The 17,861-nt window shown below is 66.7% G+C and carries 17 protein-coding genes and 3 tRNA genes; 11 read left to right on the forward strand and 9 right to left on the reverse strand.

The features are described from left to right. The first annotated feature begins 2 nt into the window (after positions 1-2). Complete coding sequence (locus ACOGXQ_RS06090; RefSeq protein WP_419946538.1) at positions 3-581, forward strand: hypothetical protein; 579 nt, start codon at positions 3-5, stop codon at positions 579-581. Next, positions 578-2,698 (forward strand): hypothetical protein, encoded by a 2,121-nt coding sequence (locus tag ACOGXQ_RS06095; RefSeq protein WP_419946539.1) that lies wholly within the window; start codon positions 578-580, stop codon positions 2,696-2,698. Before ACOGXQ_RS06090 ends, ACOGXQ_RS06095 begins: the two co-directional genes overlap by 4 nt. Positions 2,699-2,906: 208 nt before the next feature. Here ACOGXQ_RS06095 and ACOGXQ_RS06100 read toward each other — a convergent pair. Together ACOGXQ_RS06100 and ACOGXQ_RS06105 are read right to left on the reverse strand one after the other, a co-directional pair. Next, positions 2,907-2,980: transfer RNA gene (locus ACOGXQ_RS06100), tRNA-Val, on the reverse strand. A 119-nt stretch (positions 2,981-3,099) separates the two neighbouring features. Further along, positions 3,100-3,170: transfer RNA gene (locus tag ACOGXQ_RS06105), tRNA-Cys, on the reverse strand. A gap of 232 nt (positions 3,171-3,402) precedes the next feature. Between ACOGXQ_RS06105 and ACOGXQ_RS06110 the strand changes: the two genes are divergently transcribed. The 5 genes from ACOGXQ_RS06110 to ACOGXQ_RS06130 all read left to right on the forward strand — a co-directional run bounded on the left by ACOGXQ_RS06110 (position 3,403) and on the right by ACOGXQ_RS06130 (position 7,695). Further along, positions 3,403-4,617: a DEAD/DEAH box helicase gene (locus ACOGXQ_RS06110; RefSeq protein WP_419946540.1), complete on the forward strand. Its 1,215-nt coding sequence runs from the start codon at positions 3,403-3,405 to the stop codon at positions 4,615-4,617. Between the two features lie 82 nt (positions 4,618-4,699). Further along, complete coding sequence (gene metX, locus ACOGXQ_RS06115; protein WP_419946541.1) at positions 4,700-5,938, forward strand: homoserine O-acetyltransferase MetX; 1,239 nt, start codon at positions 4,700-4,702, stop codon at positions 5,936-5,938. Positions 5,939-6,200: 262 nt separating this feature from the next. Next, positions 6,201-6,425 carry a hypothetical protein gene (locus ACOGXQ_RS06120; protein ID WP_419946542.1) on the forward strand — a complete coding sequence of 75 codons (225 nt, stop codon included), beginning with the start codon at positions 6,201-6,203 and terminating at the stop codon, positions 6,423-6,425. 87 nt (positions 6,426-6,512) lie between these two features. Continuing rightward, positions 6,513-6,586, forward strand: a tRNA-Gly gene (locus ACOGXQ_RS06125). A gap of 149 nt (positions 6,587-6,735) precedes the next feature. Further along, a complete protein-coding gene (locus ACOGXQ_RS06130; protein ID WP_419946543.1) occupies positions 6,736-7,695 on the forward strand; it encodes an SDR family oxidoreductase in 960 nt (319 codons plus the stop codon). Positions 7,696-7,764: 69 nt separating this feature from the next. Here the strand turns inward: ACOGXQ_RS06130 and ACOGXQ_RS06135 are convergent, their stop codons facing one another. Both ACOGXQ_RS06135 and ACOGXQ_RS06140 read right to left on the reverse strand, forming a co-directional pair. Further along, positions 7,765-8,139: a hypothetical protein gene (locus ACOGXQ_RS06135; RefSeq protein ID WP_419946544.1), complete on the reverse strand. Its 375-nt coding sequence runs from the start codon at positions 8,137-8,139 to the stop codon at positions 7,765-7,767. Continuing rightward, the gene (locus ACOGXQ_RS06140; protein ID WP_419946545.1) at positions 8,129-8,347 is read right to left on the reverse strand and encodes a FitA-like ribbon-helix-helix domain-containing protein; all 219 of its coding nucleotides are present in this window, start codon (positions 8,345-8,347) and stop codon (positions 8,129-8,131) included. Before ACOGXQ_RS06140 ends, ACOGXQ_RS06135 begins: the two co-directional genes overlap by 11 nt. Before the next feature lie 309 nt (positions 8,348-8,656). Between ACOGXQ_RS06140 and ACOGXQ_RS06145 the strand changes: the two genes are divergently transcribed. The 4 genes from ACOGXQ_RS06145 to ACOGXQ_RS06160 are packed head-to-tail and all read left to right on the forward strand — an operon-like array spanning position 8,657 to position 12,527. Further along, positions 8,657-9,832 (forward strand): hypothetical protein, encoded by a 1,176-nt coding sequence (locus tag ACOGXQ_RS06145; protein ID WP_419946546.1) that lies wholly within the window; start codon positions 8,657-8,659, stop codon positions 9,830-9,832. Continuing rightward, entirely contained in the window at positions 9,832-11,232 is a 1,401-nt protein-coding gene (gene hflX, locus ACOGXQ_RS06150; RefSeq protein WP_419946547.1) for a GTPase HflX, read from the forward strand. Before ACOGXQ_RS06145 ends, hflX begins: the two co-directional genes overlap by 1 nt. Further along, positions 11,225-11,389, forward strand: coding sequence for a hypothetical protein (locus tag ACOGXQ_RS06155; RefSeq protein ID WP_419946548.1), 165 nt, complete (start codon positions 11,225-11,227; stop codon positions 11,387-11,389). The genes hflX and ACOGXQ_RS06155 overlap by 8 nt, the downstream gene beginning before the upstream one ends. Beyond that, a complete protein-coding gene (locus ACOGXQ_RS06160) occupies positions 11,379-12,527 on the forward strand; it encodes an aminotransferase class I/II-fold pyridoxal phosphate-dependent enzyme (RefSeq protein WP_419946549.1) in 1,149 nt (382 codons plus the stop codon). Before ACOGXQ_RS06155 ends, ACOGXQ_RS06160 begins: the two co-directional genes overlap by 11 nt. Positions 12,528-12,665: 138 nt before the next feature. Here the strand turns inward: ACOGXQ_RS06160 and ACOGXQ_RS06165 are convergent, their stop codons facing one another. From ACOGXQ_RS06165 to ACOGXQ_RS06185, 5 genes are all read right to left on the reverse strand, one after another. Continuing rightward, a complete protein-coding gene (locus ACOGXQ_RS06165; protein ID WP_419946550.1) occupies positions 12,666-14,126 on the reverse strand; it encodes an alpha/beta hydrolase family protein in 1,461 nt (486 codons plus the stop codon). Beyond that, entirely contained in the window at positions 14,065-15,234 is a 1,170-nt protein-coding gene (locus tag ACOGXQ_RS06170) for a hypothetical protein (RefSeq protein WP_419946551.1), read from the reverse strand. Before ACOGXQ_RS06170 ends, ACOGXQ_RS06165 begins: the two co-directional genes overlap by 62 nt. Positions 15,235-15,251: 17 nt before the next feature. Continuing rightward, a complete protein-coding gene (locus ACOGXQ_RS06175) occupies positions 15,252-16,196 on the reverse strand; it encodes an acyltransferase family protein (protein ID WP_419946552.1) in 945 nt (314 codons plus the stop codon). 98 nt (positions 16,197-16,294) lie between these two features. Then, the gene (locus ACOGXQ_RS06180) at positions 16,295-16,498 is read right to left on the reverse strand and encodes a hypothetical protein (RefSeq protein WP_419946553.1); all 204 of its coding nucleotides are present in this window, start codon (positions 16,496-16,498) and stop codon (positions 16,295-16,297) included. Between the two features lie 221 nt (positions 16,499-16,719). Further along, positions 16,720-17,841 (reverse strand): tRNA (adenosine(37)-N6)-dimethylallyltransferase, encoded by a 1,122-nt coding sequence (locus ACOGXQ_RS06185; RefSeq protein ID WP_419946554.1) that lies wholly within the window; start codon positions 17,839-17,841, stop codon positions 16,720-16,722. Between the last annotated feature and the right edge of the window lie 20 nt (positions 17,842-17,861).

A 17,861-nucleotide genomic window follows, 5' to 3' on the forward strand; every position in this document is an offset into this window, starting at 1 on the left:
CCGTGAACCCAGCCGCATGGCCGCGCCCCGCGAAGCCCATACCCGCACGGCGGATCGCTGCGCCCTACCAAGCCAAGGACGAGCAGGCGTTCCGGGCCGCTGCACTGCTGCCGCGACGTGACCGGCGAGCGCGCATCTGGGTCGTCATCGCCGCAGCCGGCGCCGGGCTGCACGGACCTGAAATCGCAGCCGCCGAGCCCAGCGACCTAGTCGAGCGTCTAGACGGCCGCTGGGAAATCTGTGTGCGAGGAACCAAGGCGCGCCGTGTGCCGATACGCCGCGACTACTTCCCGCTCGCAGCAGAACTCGCCTCCGCAGAAAGCGAGACGCCGTACATCGCCTCGGACAAATCGGGTGCGGTGCACCAGATCGTTCAGCGCATTCGCATCGGAGACGAGAGCCTGTCGCTGACGCGGGCGCGCAATACATTCCTCGCAGCGCACCTTCGAGCCGAGACCCCGCCCGCAGCGCTCGTGGTAATCGCTGGCGGTGTCTCCTATGCGACGCTCGACCGGCTGCTGCCCCATGTCGCAGACCGGGTCGATCCCGATGACGCCGTCGAAAGGGCGCTTGGCGCGTGAGCACGACTCCGGCTCCGTGCGGCGACAACACGCCGATCCCCCACGGGACCGAAGACCAGTCGGGGCTGCCCGCAGATCATCCCAGCCCGCACCGCCAGCGCCACCAGCCCCAAGAAGTGCAAGAAGCCCAGTACCGGGCGGTCATCGCCAGGGCGGGCGTGCTGGAACTGTTCGAGGCGCTGGTGTGCGACCACCCCGGCACACAGTCGCGGCTCAGCCTCGAAGCCGTCCATGTCGCGATGCTCGGCGCCGCAGCAAATCACAAGAGCTACAAGCGCAGCGACATCACCGCGGCCGTGCGGGACCTCACCGAGGAGTGCGCACGAGCAGTCGGCATCGCCCACCGCGAGGACAAGCCGATCAGCTACGGGACGACCGCTCGGCTGCTCGCCCGCTTCGAGGACGCCATGGAGGACCCGGTAGCGCACCCCTACTACGGCGAGCATCGATGGCTCGACGAGCACGGCATGTACGCGTTGGCCTACTGGTGGTCAGACCAGATGATCCAGGCATCGATACCCGTCAACTGGCAGGAACGCATCACCGCCATCGCGGTCGACGGCACCTGCAAGGAGCAATGGTCGGTCCCCTGCGAGTTCTCCACCAACGACCAGCTCTACCTGGAGCACGCTCAGCGGCGTGCCGACGAACTCGGGCTGGAGGAACTCGACCTCACAGACCGCGAGAACCCTTGCGGCACCAAGCCGGGCGAACTGGGTCCCGACGGCCGCCCGATCCGCAGCAAGTCCCCCTCAGCCCGATGGGGCTACCGCACCCAGACCCCCAAGGACAAACGCAAGCACTTCTTCGGCCACGACCTCATCCTGGGCGTCGCAGTGCACCACTTCCAGTACCAAGGCGACCCTGAGCACTTCCAGCCCGACCCGGACCGCTGGAAGACCGACCCCGACCGATGGCGGCCCGGAGACGACGTGCCCCAGCTCGCCACCGCCCTGCGCGTCGTGCCCGCCGGCACGGACCCCTCGCCGCCATCCGCCGCAGTCGCCAAGGCGACCAGGCGGTACATGCCGAACCTCAAAGACGTGATCGGCGACCGCATCATCACCAACAAACCCAGCTTCGTCCTCCAGATGCACGACCTCGACCTGAACGCCGTCATGGACTACACCAAGACCGAGGTCGCCAACCCCAAGCTCAAGACATTCGGCCGAAACGGCAACGCCTACTACATCCACGCCGGAGGCATCTACCCCGCCTGGGCAGGACCCTCGGTCGTCGAGCCGCCCGCGGTCCGCGGACACGAAGAACTCGACGATCCCGAGGTCAGCGACGAAGAACTCATTCAGTGGTATGTCGAGCGCGCCAAGAACTACCGGTGCACCGTCAACCAGCGGCTCCCTGACGGCGGCTTCCAGTACCGGACGCCTCTCGCGGCGGGACGCATCGGCACCGAGCACACCATGCACACCGCCAACAAAGACGCTACCGAGCACCCCGCGGACGTCGTGTACCCCGAGAAGTACTTCAACGTGGCGCCCGAGGACGCCGTCCGACTCCAAGACAGACCATGGCCAACGCCCGCATGGCAAGCCGACTACGGACGGCGCGCCATCGTCGAAACCGGCAACTCGCAACTCAAAGACGAAGCAGGATTCGCCGCAGAGAAAACCCGAATCTTCAAATTCGTGGCCGAGATCATCCACGCCACACTGATCGTCGTCATCCACAACCTCGAAGAAGTCCGCCGCTACGAACTCAAACAACAAAAGCTCCGCGGCGAAACCGCCGACAGCCGCTCGAACGGCAAGCTCAACGGCTCCGCACCCGACCCGAAGGCCGTTGCTGCAACGCCAGATGCGGAGGCAGCCGTAGCCGCCAGATCAGCCCAGCCCAACGGACAGACACCGAGAACTCTCGGCACCATCGCAGGCGAACTGGGCATCGAACTTCCAGCCCAACCCGATTCCGTCGACACCTCACCGGTCGCGACCCACATCAAGGGCCTCACGGCCGACACCAGCGAGGCCCTTCGGTCCGGCAGCACAGCAACCGGCCCGACCAACAGCAGCAACCGTCGAGGACGCAACAAGCGCCGCCGGCAGCCCCAACAACGCCGACAGACACCACCCAACGGCAGAAGCCCACCGCAGCAATAGCCGACCCCGAAACTGAGGCAGGCGGTCTAGTACCGCCTGCCTCGTCGCGCCCAAGAAGCAGTCGACGACCCCCAAGAGCACCAGATCGCGCCCTCGAAGCCACCAGATCGGCCGATCAACCCCGCGCGGCCCTGCCGGGAGCAACTCACAGCGCGCTGCGAGCTAACTCGCGAACATCAACCCACCCAACTCGCGAACAAGCCCGGGGTGGGCGATACAGGAGTCGAACCTGTGACCTCTTGCGTGTCATGCAAGCGCGCTAACCAACTGCGCCAATCGCCCGAAGGGTGATTCAAGCTAGCACGGCGCCCGAAGGGTGATTCAAGCTAGCACCCGTCTGGGATCGCCCATCCTCAAGCGAATCGCTGCGGGAACACCGATCTGGACCGGCGAGGCCGGCGAGGCGGAGACCGGATTCGAACCGGCGTACACGGCTTTGCAGGCCGCTGCCTAACCACTCGGCCACTCCGCCTAGGCCTTCGCAGGGTAGTGGCCTGCCTCCTGATTGGCGGCAGTCCGATCTTGGCGGCAACACCGACGGCATCTCTCAGGCCTCGCGGGCCCCGCTTCCGCCGTCGGGCACCGCTTCCCCCATACACTCGGCAGCCAAGGCAGTTCGCCGTGTGGCCCCACTGCCCAGCGTTGTCCCTGCTGAGAGCGCAGGCAGCGCCACCTTCTGGGCCACGACCTTCGAAGAGACCCCCGTGACGACATTCAGTGAACTAGGCGTACCCGAACCCCTCTGCGACACTCTGGCTGATCAAGGCATCACCGAGCCGTTCGCCATCCAAGAGTTGACCATCGGTGAGGCGCTCGCCGGGCGGGACGTCTGCGGCAAGGCCAAGACCGGCTCCGGCAAGACGTTGGCATTCGGCCTGCCGATGCTGGCGCTCACCCCCCGAGCCGCCGATGGGCACCCCACCACTCTGATGCTCACCCCCACCCGCGAGCTGGCGAACCAGATCGCCGCCGTGGTCGAGCCGCTGGCCAAAGCCGCCGATCTGCGATCGATCGCCACCTACGGCGGCACCAACCTCGAGCGCCAGATCGAGCTGCTGGCCGGCGGCATGGACATCGTGATCGCCACGCCCGGCCGGCTCATCGATCTCATCGACCGCGGCGCCATCAACGTGTCGGGCATCCAGCGCGTCGTGGTGGACGAGGCCGACCGCATGGCCGACATGGGCTTCCTGCCCCAAGTCGAATGGGTGCTGCGCCACATCGACGGCCAGCACCAGACGCTGCTGTTCTCCGCCACGCTCGACGGCGTCGTCGACACGCTCGTCAAGCGATACCTGCGTGACCCCGTCTTCCACGAAGTAGTCGAGCGTGAGGTGACCGTCGCCGAGATGGGCCATCTCTTCCTGTCGGTGCACAAGATGGATCGGGTGCGGGTCGCAGCGCGCATCATCGGGGCCAACGGCCGCACGCTGCTGTTCACACGCACCAAGCGAGGCGCCGACCAGCTCACCCGCGAGCTGCGAGAGGCCGGCGTGCAGGCGGGGGCCATCCACGGCGACCTGCCCCAGATCAAGCGGGAGCGCTCGCTCGCCAGCTTCGCCAAGGGCAAGCTCGCCGCCCTCGTCGCCACCGACGTCGCCGCCCGGGGCCTGCACATCGACGACGTCGACGTGGTCGTGCACTACAACGTGCCGGCCGAGCACAAGACCTACCTCCACCGCTCAGGCCGCACGGCACGAGCAGGGCGGAGCGGCACCGCGGTGACGATGTTCCTGTGGGACGAGGAGCTCGAGGTCCGCCAGCTCCAGCGCCGGCTCGGACTGCGCCTGCCCCTGCACGAGGTGTTCTCGAACGACGAACGCCTCGACGATCTCGTGGCATTCGCCGGCAGCCCAGATAACGGCAGCACAGCCAATCTCAGCACGGCCACCGTCGGCGCAGCCAACTCCAGCCGCTGAAATCCGCTTCGAGCCTGCAGGTGGCGACAGGTACCCTTGATCGTCCACAGGACGGGATTCCCCACGGTACGAAGGCGCAGTTGTGGACGGTGCGAGGCGCGCAGGCGCCCCCAGCGACGAACCGGCGGCTTGGCGGCTGCCAGCGTCGGGCGCATGGCACCCGGGTCTCGGCGCGGCCGAACGGCGCTTCTTCGAGCTGTCCCCGGACCGGCCGTTCACGCTGGAAGGCGGCGGCGTGCTGCACCAGCCGGTGCTTGCCTATGAGACTTGGGGGGCACTCGACGCCGACGCATCCAATGCGGTCCTTGTCTGCCACGCGCTGACCGGCGATGCGCACGCGCATGGCGCCGCGCACCCGCCTGCACAGCTCACCGAGGGCTGGTGGAACGACTTCATCGGCCCCGGCCGGCCGCTCGACACCAATCGCTACTTCATCGTGTGCGCCAACGTGCTCGGCGGCTGCCAAGGCAGTACCGGCCCGTCGTCGCTGAATCCGGCCACCGGCGAGCGCTACGGACCCGACTTTCCCGTCGTCACCAACCGCGACGTCGTGCGGTCGCAGTGGGCGCTCGGGAGGCACCTCGGCATCGGTCGCTGGCTCAGCGTCGTCGGCGGCTCGATGGGAGGCATGGCCGTGCTGGAGTGGGGCATCACCTACCCCCAGCGGGTCGGGTCGCTGGTCGTGATCGCGGCGTCAGCGGAGGCATCCGCGCAGCAGATTGCCTGGAGCAAGGTCGGCCGGCAGGCGATCTATGACGACCCCAACTTCAGGGGCGGTCGCTACTACGACGCAGCCGACGGGGACGGGCCGCATCGAGGTCTCGCCAATGCGCGGCGGATCGCGATGATCCACTACCGCTCCGGCGACGAGTTCGATCGACGGTTCGCCCGTCACAGCGAAGACCCGGTGCTGCCCCTGCGGCTCGAGCAGCGTTTCGATGTGGAGAGCTATCTCGACTACCAAGGTGCCAAGTTCGTGCCGCGCTTCGACGCAAACACCTACTTGGTGCTCAACAAGATGATGGATCTCCACGACGTCGGGCGGGGCCGCGGCGGCATCGACGCCGCTCTGTCCCGCATCGTCGCGCCGACCATGGTGATGAGCGTGTGCACCGACTTCCTGTACCCGCGGCCCCAGCAGCTCAGGATCGTCGAAGCGCTCCGCAGCCGGGGCACGGTGCGGGCAGAGCACGTCGACATCGACAGCGACAACGGCCATGACGGCTTCCTCACCGAGCCCGACCAGACCGGCCCGCCGATGGGCGAGTTCATCGACGACATCTACAAGAGCGCTTTGGGTCCCCCAGGAGCAGCCCGTTGAGCGGCTGGACCGCGGCAATCCTGGCCGAGGGGCATGTCAATGTTCCATCCGAAGCCGTCGGCTCGGGCTTGGGCCTGTGGTGGCTGCTGGTGGCACTGAGCGGACTGCTGACCGTGGCGTGCGGCGCGGGATTCTTCTTGTACCTGCGACGGACGGCCCCGCAACGGTGGCAAGGTGAGACAAGCCAAGCTGAGACAAGCCAAGCTGAGACAAGCCAAGCTGAGACAAGCCAAGCTGAAGCAAGCACAGCAGGAGAGGCGCCATGAGCGACACCTTCGACCCACAGGAGATGATCAATCGCTTCGCCGAGCGCGCTGAGGCCGTGAGGAAGCGGAATCTGCCGGCCGTCGGCGGCGAGGAACGGCGCCACTTCATCCGCCAGGCAGAGCTGGACTTCATGGACTTCGCCATGATCGGCGACGCCGAGACCACGCTCGTCGACGGCGTTCTGACGCTGTGCATCGACTTGCGCTCAGACGCGGAGTAGCGCTGCCTCGACGGCACCGCACAGCCGCCGAGGCTGGTTGGTTTCGCTCGTCGCTTCCGCAGGTGCTTGCTACAGTGATCCGCCCACGCGGATGTAGCTCAGTTGGTTAGAGCGCAACCTTGCCAAGGTTGAGGTCGCCGGTTCGACCCCGGTCATCCGCTCCCCCGGTCTCGACAGTGCCGAGCGACCGCTGCAGGCGTCGCACCCGACGCCCAGATGTGCCAACCTTGTGCGGTTTTCGGGTTGCGCAGCAACCCGAGGGACTTGGGGCGACCTGCGCCCCAGCGACTACCGGGAACAGGAGAACAACATGGGTGCACTCGACGGGCGTGTCGTGCTGATTACCGGCGCTGGCCGTGGCATCGGCCGTGAGCATGCGCTGCTGATGGCGTCCGAGGGGGCGAAGATCGTCGTCAACGATCTCGGCGGCGCGGCCGACGGCACGGGCGCAGATCAAGGACCCGCGCAAGAAGTGGTGTCCGAGATCGAGGCCATGGGCGGCGCGGCCATCGCCAACGGCGACAGCGTCACCGACTGGGAAGGCGCCCAGCGCATGGTGAACGACGCTGTCGAAGCCTTCGGCGACCTGCATGTGCTGGTCAACAACGCCGGGATCCTGCGCGACCGCGTCGTGGTCAACATGACCGAGCCCGAATGGGACGCCGTGGTCGAGGTTCACATGAAGGGCCACTTCTGCCCGACGCGCTGGGCGGCTGCGTACTGGCGCGAGCAGTCCAAGGCGGGCAAGGAAGTCAACGGCTCGATCATCAACACGGCATCGGGCGCCATGCTGGGCAACCTCGGCCAGTTCAACTATTCGGGCGCCAAGGCGGGCATTGCTGCGATGACGCTGGTGGCCGCCGGCGAGCTCGCCCGCTACAACGTGCGGGTCAACTGCCTGGCGCCGGTGGCACGCACCCGCCTGACGCTGCAGACGCCCGGGCTGGGCGACGTGGTGAAGGCACCCGACGACCCCGCACAGTTCGACGTGTACGACCCGGCCAATGTCAGCCCGCTGGTGGCCTACCTGTCGACGGCGGACTGCCCGTTCACGGGCGGCGTGTTCCATGTGGGCGCCAACGAGGTGGGCCTGTATCAAGGCTGGTCGCTGGCAGACGACGACATCATCGTCACCGAGGGCCGTTGGACCGTCGAGGGCTTGGCAGCGATGGCGCCGCGGCTGAACGAGGGCCGTTCGAAGCTGGCCTCGGTGGCCACCTCGATCGGCGACACCTTCATCGACTACGGCCAACGCGAACCCACGAAGTAGTCACGTCGGGCGCTCGGTCGCGCTCAGCCTCGCTCAGTCCGAGAGAGCACAGCAGCAGTTTGAACGGCGTCACCATGGGTGATGGATGTCTACGACGTCGCTCGTGACTTCGTCAGACGCTGTGAAGAAAGGGACGCGAAGGTGCTCGGCGAGCACGAGCGCCGACCACGAGTCCAAGGTGTCCGCCGCCTGAACCCCGGCGCGCGACATGGTCACAGCCACCAAGGAGCGCACAGGGAACCACTCGTCGACGACAGCCAGCGCTAAGCCGATCTCGGCTTCGGTTGCCGCGGCTCGGCCGTTGTGTCGGGCAGCGAGGAAGCGACCGACGGTTACCGAGGTCCAGTCGAGCGCCAGCACTTCGGCGTGCTCGGGTTGCTCGCCTCCGAGCAGTCCCGATACGACAAGCAAGCCGCCTGCATCGCACACCACGCTAGGCAGCATCGATGCCGCGCAGCTTGGCGCGAATGGCCTCGAAGTCCGAGCGGCTCATGGTGTGCGCCCCCGGCTCCAGCTCTGCTGGAGAAGGCCGGGACGCGATGCGCGTCAACTGATTGCGGAGGTACTGCTGCATCGACAGTCCTGCCGCAGCCGCCTGCTGCCGGAGCCGTTCGCCCACATCGTTGTCGAGATCCTTGATGTTCAGGTCCACGCACACGATTCTACCAATTCGGTAGAGAACCTCCGGTGCCAGCGCCGCCTCGGCTGAAGTGAGGACGGTGCCCCCCCGGAAGCGTGATAGCGCCATCCCGCGTCACGGCGAGCCTCCCCGCCCAACGGGCAGCGCGCTCGGCGGCTCCTGCCAACTCGCCAAGATTGTGAAACATGCATTCGCAGATTGCGAAAAACACATTGGCGACGTTGCAGAACACGCATCGGGGCGTCTGTCCCTGACGCCTCGCTGTGGGCGGGGCCTGCAATTCGCTCGTGGAATTCGGGGTCCAGATGTGACAATGGAGCAGTGGATGAACTGACGCTTGCTCGCTACGAGGCCCAGGGCAACGACTTCTTGATCGCGTTGCTGACCGAGCGCGAACTACGTGACCTTGACGCGTCGCTTGATGCCGGCGGTCTCACGCGTAGCGACGTGGCGCGAGTTGTCTGCGGTCGACATCGTGGACTCGGTTCCCAGCGGGGACATGTGCACTCGAAGGGCGCCGATGGCTTCGTTCTCGGCGTGCACAAGGCAACCGATGAGCGATGGGCGGATCGCATCCGCATGCACCTGCTCAACGCCGATGGCTCTGTCGCCGAGACCAGCGGCAACGGGCTGGCGTGCCTCGCAATGGCCTCGTTCGACGCTCGCATCATCGGCACCGGACCCTCGATCCCCTTTGACACCGACGCTGGCGAGCAGCGATGCAGTGTCCTCAACGCGGACTCTGCACGTCTGGTTGGGCCAGCTGCACCGATTCGGGCTGGCGACCTTGCTCAACGACGCTCGGTGGAGGTCGCGATGAACCCGGTCGGGCCGGGGCCCGAGATTCCCTGCCAACTGGAGGAGAGGATTCGGGGCACGTTCGGTGGCGACCTGTTTTGCCTTGGCACGGGAAGTGTCGGTAACCCGCACCTCGTGATTGCGCTCGCAAGGCCGCCGATCGGCTGCGATTGCCACGAGCTGGACGACCGGGCTGAGGAGCTTGCCGCCGCCGTTTCGAAGCTCGGCAGAATCTACGAGTCGTACTTTTCCACTGGCATCAACGTGGAGTTCGTCTGGCCCTATAGCTCCCATCCGCTGCAGCCGGAACAGGCATGGGCACTCCAAATGTCAGTGTGGGAGCGAGGGGCGGGGCTCACCGTCTCGTGCGGCAGCGGTTCGGTCGTGGCGGCGACGCTCGCCCACCGGTGGGGATTCGCACGCAGCCCGAATGACGTGCCGAACACAGCCGGCGACGGAGGCACCGAGGCACACTTGCCGAGCACCTACCGAGTCAACATGCGAACGGCGCCGTTTCCCGGCAACAGCGGCTCGGGCTTCGATTACTGGGTCTTGACCGTCCCAGAGCATCTCGAAGCGTTCAATCGACCACAGCTCATCGTCGAAGCAGAGCGGATCGAAACCGGCCTCACGATGCGGCTTGACCAGACACCGCTTCTGCTCGATGACCTCGTCGCGACGACTGAGTCGAAGCGCTGATGGGCGATCCAGCCCGCAGTGGCCATCCAGACCCAGCCGCGGACGGGTCGCATCGGGGGGCGTTTGGGGAGTTCGGGGGGGCTGAGTCGGGGCTGATCGACCGGGCGTTCCGGGAGCAGATCGTGCTGGTGGGGGTGCAACTGGCCGAGCGGACTGCTGACGAGGTGGACGCCAACCTTGACGAGCTGGAGCGATTGGTGGACACCGCGGGGGCGGATTCGGTGGAGCGGATCGTGCAGCGTCGGGATGCGCCTGACCCTGCGACGTTTGTCGGACGTGGGAAGGCGGACGAGATCCTGGATGCCTCACTGGAGCACGATGCCGACACGGTGGTGTTCGACGACGAGCTGTCGCCGGCGCAGCAGTTCAACCTGGAGAGGATCCTGAAGCGCACGGCGCTGGACCGCACGGCGGTGATCCTCGACATCTTCGCCCAGAACGCCACGACGCTCGAGGGCAAGGCCCAGGTGGAGCTGGCGCAGCTCCGCTACCGGCTCCCCCGCCTGCGGGGCCGCGGCCGGCAGCTCTCCCAGCAGGCGGGCGGCATCGGCACTCGTGGACCGGGCGAGACCAAGCTGGAGGTGGACCGCCGGCGGATACAACGGCGGCTGGCGCGACTCGAGAAGGACCTGCGCGGGCTGCGACGCACCCGGCTGAACCAGCGCAAGTCGCGTCAGCGTTCCCGCTACCACACAGTGGCGATCGTCGGCTACACGAACGCCGGCAAGTCGACCCTGCTGCGACGACTGACCGGCGCCAACGTGCTGGTGGAAGACCGGCTGTTCGCCACGCTCGACGCCACCACCCGGCGATTGCAGTTGCCCGGCGGCGAGACGGTGCTGGTCACCGACACGGTCGGGTTCATCAAGAAGCTGCCTACCTCGCTGGTCGAAGCGTTCATGTCGACGCTCGAGGAGGTGGCCGAGGCCGATCTGCTCGTGCATCTCGTGGACGCTTCAGCCGCAGAGCCGGAGATGCACATCGATGTCGTGCGTTCGGTGCTGCGCGAGATCGGCGCCGGCGAGGTCGACGAGATCATCGCCATCAACAAGTGCGATGTCGTCGACAGCGGCACGGTCGGGCGGCTGCTGGAGCGCTACGAGGGCTCCCATGCGATCTCAGCCGACAGCGGCGAAGGGCTCAACGAGCTCCTGCTCGCGGTCGGCGACCGGCTCCGGCACCTCACCGAGGTCACCGAGCTGCGCATCCCCTACAGCCGCGGCGATGCCCTGGCGGCTGTGCACCGCGAAGGCGAGGTGCTCTCGGAGACCCACCATGACGACGGGACCGTCGTACATGCGCGGCTCGACGATGTGTCACGCAATCTCTTTGCCGAGTTCGAATTCGATAGCCCCGAGGAGCGCCGCCGACCGGTCCGCTCAGGAGATGATGTTGACTGACGACGTGCCCGAGGAAGATTGCGTGGGTTCGTCACTCGACGATCTCATTGGAAGCTGGACACCCGAGGAGGCAGACGAGTTCGACGCGGCGGTCGCGGACTTCCAAGACATCGACGTCGAGCCTTGGGGACGGGGAGGCTCGAGCGGTGCGCGCTGAGATCGGGTACGTCCCGCCGCCCTATCCGTATGACCGGCTAGACGAGCTGAAGCCGTTGGCAGATCGTCACCCGGGCGGGCTGGTCGACCTGTCCATCGGCACGCCGACCGACCCGCCGACGGCGGCAGTGCTGGCGGCACTGGGCGGGTCGGATTCCGAGCGCGGCTACCCGCCCTCGATCGGCACGCCAGACCTGCGAGAGGCTGCGGCGAACTGGTGCGAGACGCGATTCGGCGTGCAGGTGGACGCCGATGCCGAAGTAGCCGCGACCATCGGCTCGAAGGAGTTCGTGGCCGGGCTGCCCCATTGGCTGCGCCTGCGCAGCCCCGAGCGCGACACCGTCCTGTACCCCGCAGTGAGCTACCCCAGCTACACCATGGGTGCCGAACTCGCCGGATGCCGAGCGGTGCCCGTGCCGGCGGACGAGCACTGGTCCATCCGCCTCGATGCCATCAGCGACGCAGATGCCGAACGCGCCCTGGTGCTGTGGGTCAACACGCCCGGCAATCCCGCCGGCGGACTCGACGACCTCGCGGCAGCCGCTCGATGGGGCCGTGAACGGGACGTGCCGGTGTTCAGCGACGAATGCTACGCAGAGTTCACCTGGGACGGCCCGCCGCGCACGATCCTGACGCCAGCCGACGCCGACACTGCAGCAGGGGCGCGGGCTGAGGCCGACGGCGTCGTCGCAGTGCACTCCCTGTCGAAGCGGTCCAATCTGGCCGGTGTGAGGGTCGGCTTCTACGCGGGCGACCCCGAACTGGTCCACTTCCTGCGAGAGGTGCGCAAGCACGCCGGGTTCATGGTGCCCGGACCAGCCCAAGCCGCGGCCGTCGCGGCCCTCTCCGATCAATCCCACGTCGCCGCGCAGCGAGACCGCTACCGGTCCCGGCTCGAACGTCTCGCACGCATCGTGGGACGCTTCGGCCCTGAACCTGCCCTGCCACGAGGCGGGTTCTATCTGTGGGCCGCGGCCCCGGACGGCGACGCGTGGGGATTCACACGCACGCTGCTGTCCGAAGCGGGGATTCTCGTCTCCCCCGGCGAGTTCTACGGCCCGTCGGCGGCGAGTCACGTGCGGGTCGCCGCAGTACTGACCAACGACGTCCTCGACATGGTCGAATCCCGGCTGGCCTAAACCTTCGACTAAAGCTTGAGACTTCGACAGGCCGATGGCTGTCAAGTCTCAAGAGCCTCAAGAGCCGCCGGCAAGGCCACCGGCCGACACGGTGTTGTCGGTGCCTGACGAGGCGCTGGGCTTGTTGATGGAACACGCTCATCTGGGATCGCTGGCGAACCAGCGAGCGCTCGCGTTGTAGACCATGTCGTGGCCTAACTGGAAGTAGACAAGCAGGGCTCTGCCCGACTGTCGGGCAAACACGGGGGCAGGATCTCCGTCCCCGAAATAGGTCTCGGTCGTGATCGAGAGATGGTCGGGAACCCTCCCCTGACCGAAGAGGCCCACCTCCTCAGCGCTCAGGCGGTCGTCGGGGTCGGCCAGTTGGTTGAATACCTCGGCGCCGACACTCGGGGGCACGTAGCGATCGCGGATGCCCTGAGCGATGAAGATCGGGACCGCATGGTCACGGGCTGACGCCAGGTAGGTCGCCGGACTACGGGTCAGACACTCCTCCTGCGCCGTGCCGGCCTTCCTCGGGTCGCCTCCGCAAGCCCGCCTGATGTCGTTGGCATAGCGCAGACCCGCCCTCCTCGCGTGTTCGTAGAAGTCTGCGAGGTCGTGCGGCGGTCCCCAGACCGAAACCGCAGTGACCTTGTCAGGATGTCTGCCGGCCAGGAGGAGCCCCATCATCCCGCCGCCGGAGTAACCGACGGCATACACCCGATCCGCGTCCACCCCTGGCTGGGCGACGGCGTAGTCGATCGCATCCACCGCGTCCCCGACCGCCAAGTCGGATCCAACCGCGTCGGCGTCGTCGTTGATGCCTCGGAATTCGGGGGCGATGACTGCCCAACCGTTCTCCTGTGCCCACATCGCGAAGGGAATCCCGGCGTGCTGGGTGTAGGAGGCGCTCCAAGAGTGCAATATCACCAGCACGGGCTGATCGCGGTCGCCATTCGGCGCCAACCAGAAGAGCGATTGTTCTGCACCGTCCGCGGACGAGACAATCCGAAGCTGTTCGATTCCTGGCACCTGCCGCTGCCACCGAGACCGTCCGTAGGCCGCGTATCTGCAGCAGTCGCGGATCGTGTTGAACCGTTCAAGCGATTCGAACGTCGGAGGATCAGGTGGCGGCAGCGTCGTCGTTGTTGTCGTTGTCGTGGTCGTTGTTGTAGTCGTTGTGGTCGTTGTGGTCGTTGTGGTCGTTGCAGTTGTGAAAGTCGGTAGGGGCTTCCCCGTCGTCGGGGGGCCGCCGCTGCAGCAGGCGCCGCCGTCCGTAGCAGAGACCATCGACACAGCAGAGACCATCGACACAGCAGGCACCATCGACACAGCAGGGACCGTCGTCGCAGCAGGCACCATCGACACAGCAGGGACCGTCGTCGCAGCAGGCACGGTGGCGATCCGAGGAACCCCGATGGTCTCCGCCGATTGCAGCGCCATGCCGGCGGCAGACGCGGACTCGACGGCATCACTGCTGGCCGACAGCAGGATCAGAGACAGGAAGAGCCCGAGTGAGACCCTGAAGCGCACCGAGCCCGCGCTTCGACGTGACTCACCCCGCAACGTGATCCTCCGAGAAGACGCCCACGTGGAGGTGATCGTGGTGAACCTCATCGGTGAAGTTGTGAGCAACTGCGTCGTCGAACAGCCACGGGCTTCCGAATTCCGTGATGTCGAGCCGCGACACCAGCCACTCCGACAGCGCATACATCGATGACGTCGTGTCGTGCGAGTCGATCACCAGCGCTGAGTTCACTTCGTGGATGTCGACCGCCCGGCCCACCGTGTGATTGCTCACCCTGTCCGTTCCGAACACGTTATGCGGGTGTCCGGTCTTCAGCACGATGACAGAATAGGGAGTTCGCTCGGCGATGTCGAGCATCACCTCGTGCAGCGCAGGATCGGTTTGCCCCGAGTAGATGTCCCAGATCGCCGTATCGGGGAGATCGATTCGGGGATCGTCCACCACCGAGGCGGCGAGCGGTGAGAGATTCGGAGGCCGAGCGACTGGCTGACCCCCGGCCGAGGCGAGCTGCTCGAACTCCCACACGCCCGAAGCGCCCCTCGCGAGGCGCACGTCCATGGTCCGGGTCTCGGCGCGCTCTGCATCGGATGTGCCCTGCTTGCCCAGCTCCTGGCGGACCACGACCATGATCGAGATCCGGTCGTCACGGTGACCGCCGAGTTGGGCGTACTCGATCGTGCCGCGTGACCACATGCCGGGGTGATGCACGGTCGCCGCTTCCCTCGCGAGCGCGTCGACGCGAGCAGGATCGGCTGTCACGAGCGCGGCCAAGTCGGTCACCGACGAGTTCCGGCCGTAGTTCGTGATCTGGTGGGCCACCGCAGCACCGAGACGCTTGGCGTCGGCCTGCACCTCATTGGGCGAAGGCTCGAACTGGTCGGGGAATGGAGGAGGCGCAACCGCGGCGATGTCGGCGCTGTCCGTCTCGCTCGGCACCGGCGGGTCGGGCACATCGGGCATGTCGACCGCCTCCGGCACAGCCGAGGCCTCCGGCGGAGCGGGCACGTCGACCGCCTCCGGCACAGCCGAGGCCTCCGGCGGAGCGGGCACGTCGACCGCCCCGTGGCCATCGCCGGAATCGGCAGGAGCATCAGCGGCTGCCTCGATTCGCCTCTCGTAGACCATCACGGCGGCGACGGTGATGGACAACGCACAGGCCAAGGCGAGCCATTGTTGGATGACGGAGGGTCTTCTCATCGCACCGGCCGCCGCGGCTACGGCGACGGGAGTACCCGATCCTGGCTCTGCCGTCCGGCCGCCCAGCGCAAGACCGGCTGTTCGAGGAGGTACCACGTGGCGGCGGTCGCCACGAGGGTGAGGACGAGGGCCAGCCAGAGGACTATCTCAGAACGGATGAAGACGTAGTGCCAGAGGTAGAGCCCGAAGGACCATTCGGCGACCCGCAGCAGGACCCGGTTCTCCAGCCATGCGGGACCCGTCAGCGCATACTGGACTGTGAGCGCGCTGAGCGCCAGGGCTGCGAAACCGCCCCAGAGAAGGGGTGAGCCCGTGTTGCCGAGTGCAGGCACCAGCATGAGCGCCAGTAGCGCCGGAACCGACCACCCGGCGAACCTCCACGAGGTTGGCCGAGCGACGGCCAGATAACAGCCCACCAGAAGCGCCGAGGCGTTGGTGTCGGTCGCGTTGTACACCCAGCCTGGCGACATGACACCGATCGCCGTTGCTCTCCAGGCCATGGCAGCCAGCGCCAGTCCGCCGACGATCCGGGCCCGATGCTCGGCTCGTACCGCGGCGATGACGAGCGGCCACAGCAAGTAGAAGTGCGCGATCACCGCGATGAACCAGGTGTGCGTCAGCCGCCCGAGGTCGAGACCTTCGACTCGCGCATAGTTGGCGTAGAAACCGAGCGCCGCAATCACGCGGGACCAGCTGGTCCCCACCGCAGCCATTGCACAACTGACGGCCACCAGGGCCGGGAGCAGCCGGAGCGCTCGTTTTCGATAGAAAGAGCCGAGGCTGATCCGGCCGGTCCGGTCCCTCTCGGTACACAGCGAGCTGGTGACTACGTAGCCCGACAAGACGAAAAACAGGATGACGCCGTAGTGCCCCGCGGGCACCACTGCACTGTCGACGTGGTAGCCGACCACCATCGCAATCGCCAGGGCACGCAATCCATCAAGCGCGGGGATGCGTCGCATCGCACCCTCCGGTGGTGCGCTCGCCGCACGGAACAGATGGCGATAGCGCATCGCCGACGTGAACCACTCTGAGGTGTGGGCAGGCCTCCGACGGGAACCTAGGACCCGACCTGTGGGGTGCCGGGCTCGCCTGGATTCGGGTCGTCACTGCTGCACGCGACGACGGCGAACACCAACGTCGCCGCCAGCAGCCCGGCGACGATTCGCTTCCTCAGAACATGCATCGGCCTCATCGTGGTTGTTGCTGAAGCACTGCTGCATGCCGTCGACGGCGAATCAGTGGTGAGGGTCGCCGTGCTCATAGGTGGTCCCTTCGGTCAGAGGGTCGATGTCTGTCTTGAACGCCGACGCAACAGCCGAGCCGAAGGGATCCTGAAGGGACCCTCTGCATTCTTCGGCTGTGTGCCCTGTCCAAGACAGCGGCGTTCAAGACGGGCGGAACATTAGCGCATGCACCGTCTGGCTGCTCAAGACGCGGGAAGCAGCGAACGAACCTGATTGTTCACGGGTCTGAGGGTCTTGGCTATTCGAGTCGGCGGCAGAGCTCCTCTGACCTGCGACGATGCGTGTCTGCGACGTTCGCGTCAGCAGGGTCAGGGGGGCATCCTCTCAGTTGCTCTACCCGGTCTGCCATCTCCGAGGTGCTCCCATGCGGAATCCAAGTGATCCGGGGATCTCGGGCAAACCAGCGCTCTTGCCGGCGGGCGAATCGCCGAGTCCGTGCGATGGCGGCTTCGAGTGCCTCGTCCAGTGAGCACTCCCCCGCCAGGTGGGCACGCAGTTCCTTGTAGCCGAGGGCTTGCGCAGCGGTGCGTGACAGCGGTGCCGCCATCAGGCTCCGGACCTCATCCAGGAAACCGTGCTCCATCTGCTGCCGGTACCTGTCGGCGATGCGTTCGTCGAGCGCGTCTCGGTTCAGTTCGATTCCCATGAGCCGGAACGGGACCTCGGGATAGGTCTGCAGCCCCGGTCCGAACGACGAGAACGGCCGGCCGGTTCCCAGGCAGACCGACAACGCCCGTACGATGCGACGCAGGTTGGTCGGCTCCATGCGCGAGGCGGCCAGGGGGTCCAGTTCAGTGAGGCGCCGGTGCAGGGCAGCCGCGCCGCCGGGTTCGGCAGACGCGCAGCCGAGCGCAGCCTGGCGAACCGCATCCGCCCCAGTCGTGCCCGCGCCGGCGGTGCGCCCATGCGGTGCTGCTGCCGCTGCGGAACTGGCGGCGGCTTCGGACTCGAGTTCGGCGGCGATGTCGGCGAACTCCGGCGGCGGCGTGAGACCGTCGATGACAGCGCGCAAGTGCAAGCCGGTACCCCCGACCAGCAAGGGAACGGCACCGCGTTCGGCGATGACGGCCATGGCCGATTCGAATGCACCGGCGTAGTCGACAACCGTGAACCGTTCCGACGGTTCGACGATGTCGATGAGATGGTGCGGCACCTCAGTCCGCTCGGCCGAGGCGGGCTTGGCAGTGCCGATGTCCATCCCCCGGTACACCTGCATCGAATCGACCGAGACCAGCTCTAGCTGCGTGCCGACAGTTGTCGTGGAGCGGGCACGACGGGCGAGTTCCATGGCGAGCTCCGACTTGCCCGACGCCGTCGGGCCGACGATGGCCAGCGGCGGATCGGCGTGCGAGCGGTTCACGACGCTCGGCTGCCGGCGCT

The sequence above is a fragment of the Candidatus Poriferisodalis sp. genome (genome assembly GCF_965208485.1).
GTDB lineage: Bacteria > Actinomycetota > Acidimicrobiia > Acidimicrobiales > Poriferisodalaceae > Poriferisodalis.

Excerpts from the sequence above, each read along its gene's own strand:
- ACOGXQ_RS06120 (WP_419946542.1), top strand. The coding sequence starts at position 6,201 with ATGAGCGACACCTTCGACCCACAGGAGATGATCAATCGCTTCGCCGAG.
- ACOGXQ_RS06130 (WP_419946543.1), top strand. The coding sequence starts at position 6,736 with ATGGGTGCACTCGACGGGCGTGTCGTGCTGATTACCGGCGCTGGCCGT.
- ACOGXQ_RS06135 (WP_419946544.1), bottom strand. The coding sequence starts at position 8,139 with ATGCTGCCTAGCGTGGTGTGCGATGCAGGCGGCTTGCTTGTCGTATCG.
- hflX (WP_419946547.1), top strand. The coding sequence starts at position 9,832 with ATGGGCGATCCAGCCCGCAGTGGCCATCCAGACCCAGCCGCGGACGGG.
- ACOGXQ_RS06165 (WP_419946550.1), bottom strand. The coding sequence starts at position 14,126 with ATGAGGTTCACCACGATCACCTCCACGTGGGCGTCTTCTCGGAGGATC.
- ACOGXQ_RS06170 (WP_419946551.1), bottom strand. The coding sequence starts at position 15,234 with ATGAGAAGACCCTCCGTCATCCAACAATGGCTCGCCTTGGCCTGTGCG.
- ACOGXQ_RS06175 (WP_419946552.1), bottom strand. The coding sequence starts at position 16,196 with ATGCGACGCATCCCCGCGCTTGATGGATTGCGTGCCCTGGCGATTGCG.
- ACOGXQ_RS06180 (WP_419946553.1), bottom strand. The coding sequence starts at position 16,498 with ATGAGCACGGCGACCCTCACCACTGATTCGCCGTCGACGGCATGCAGC.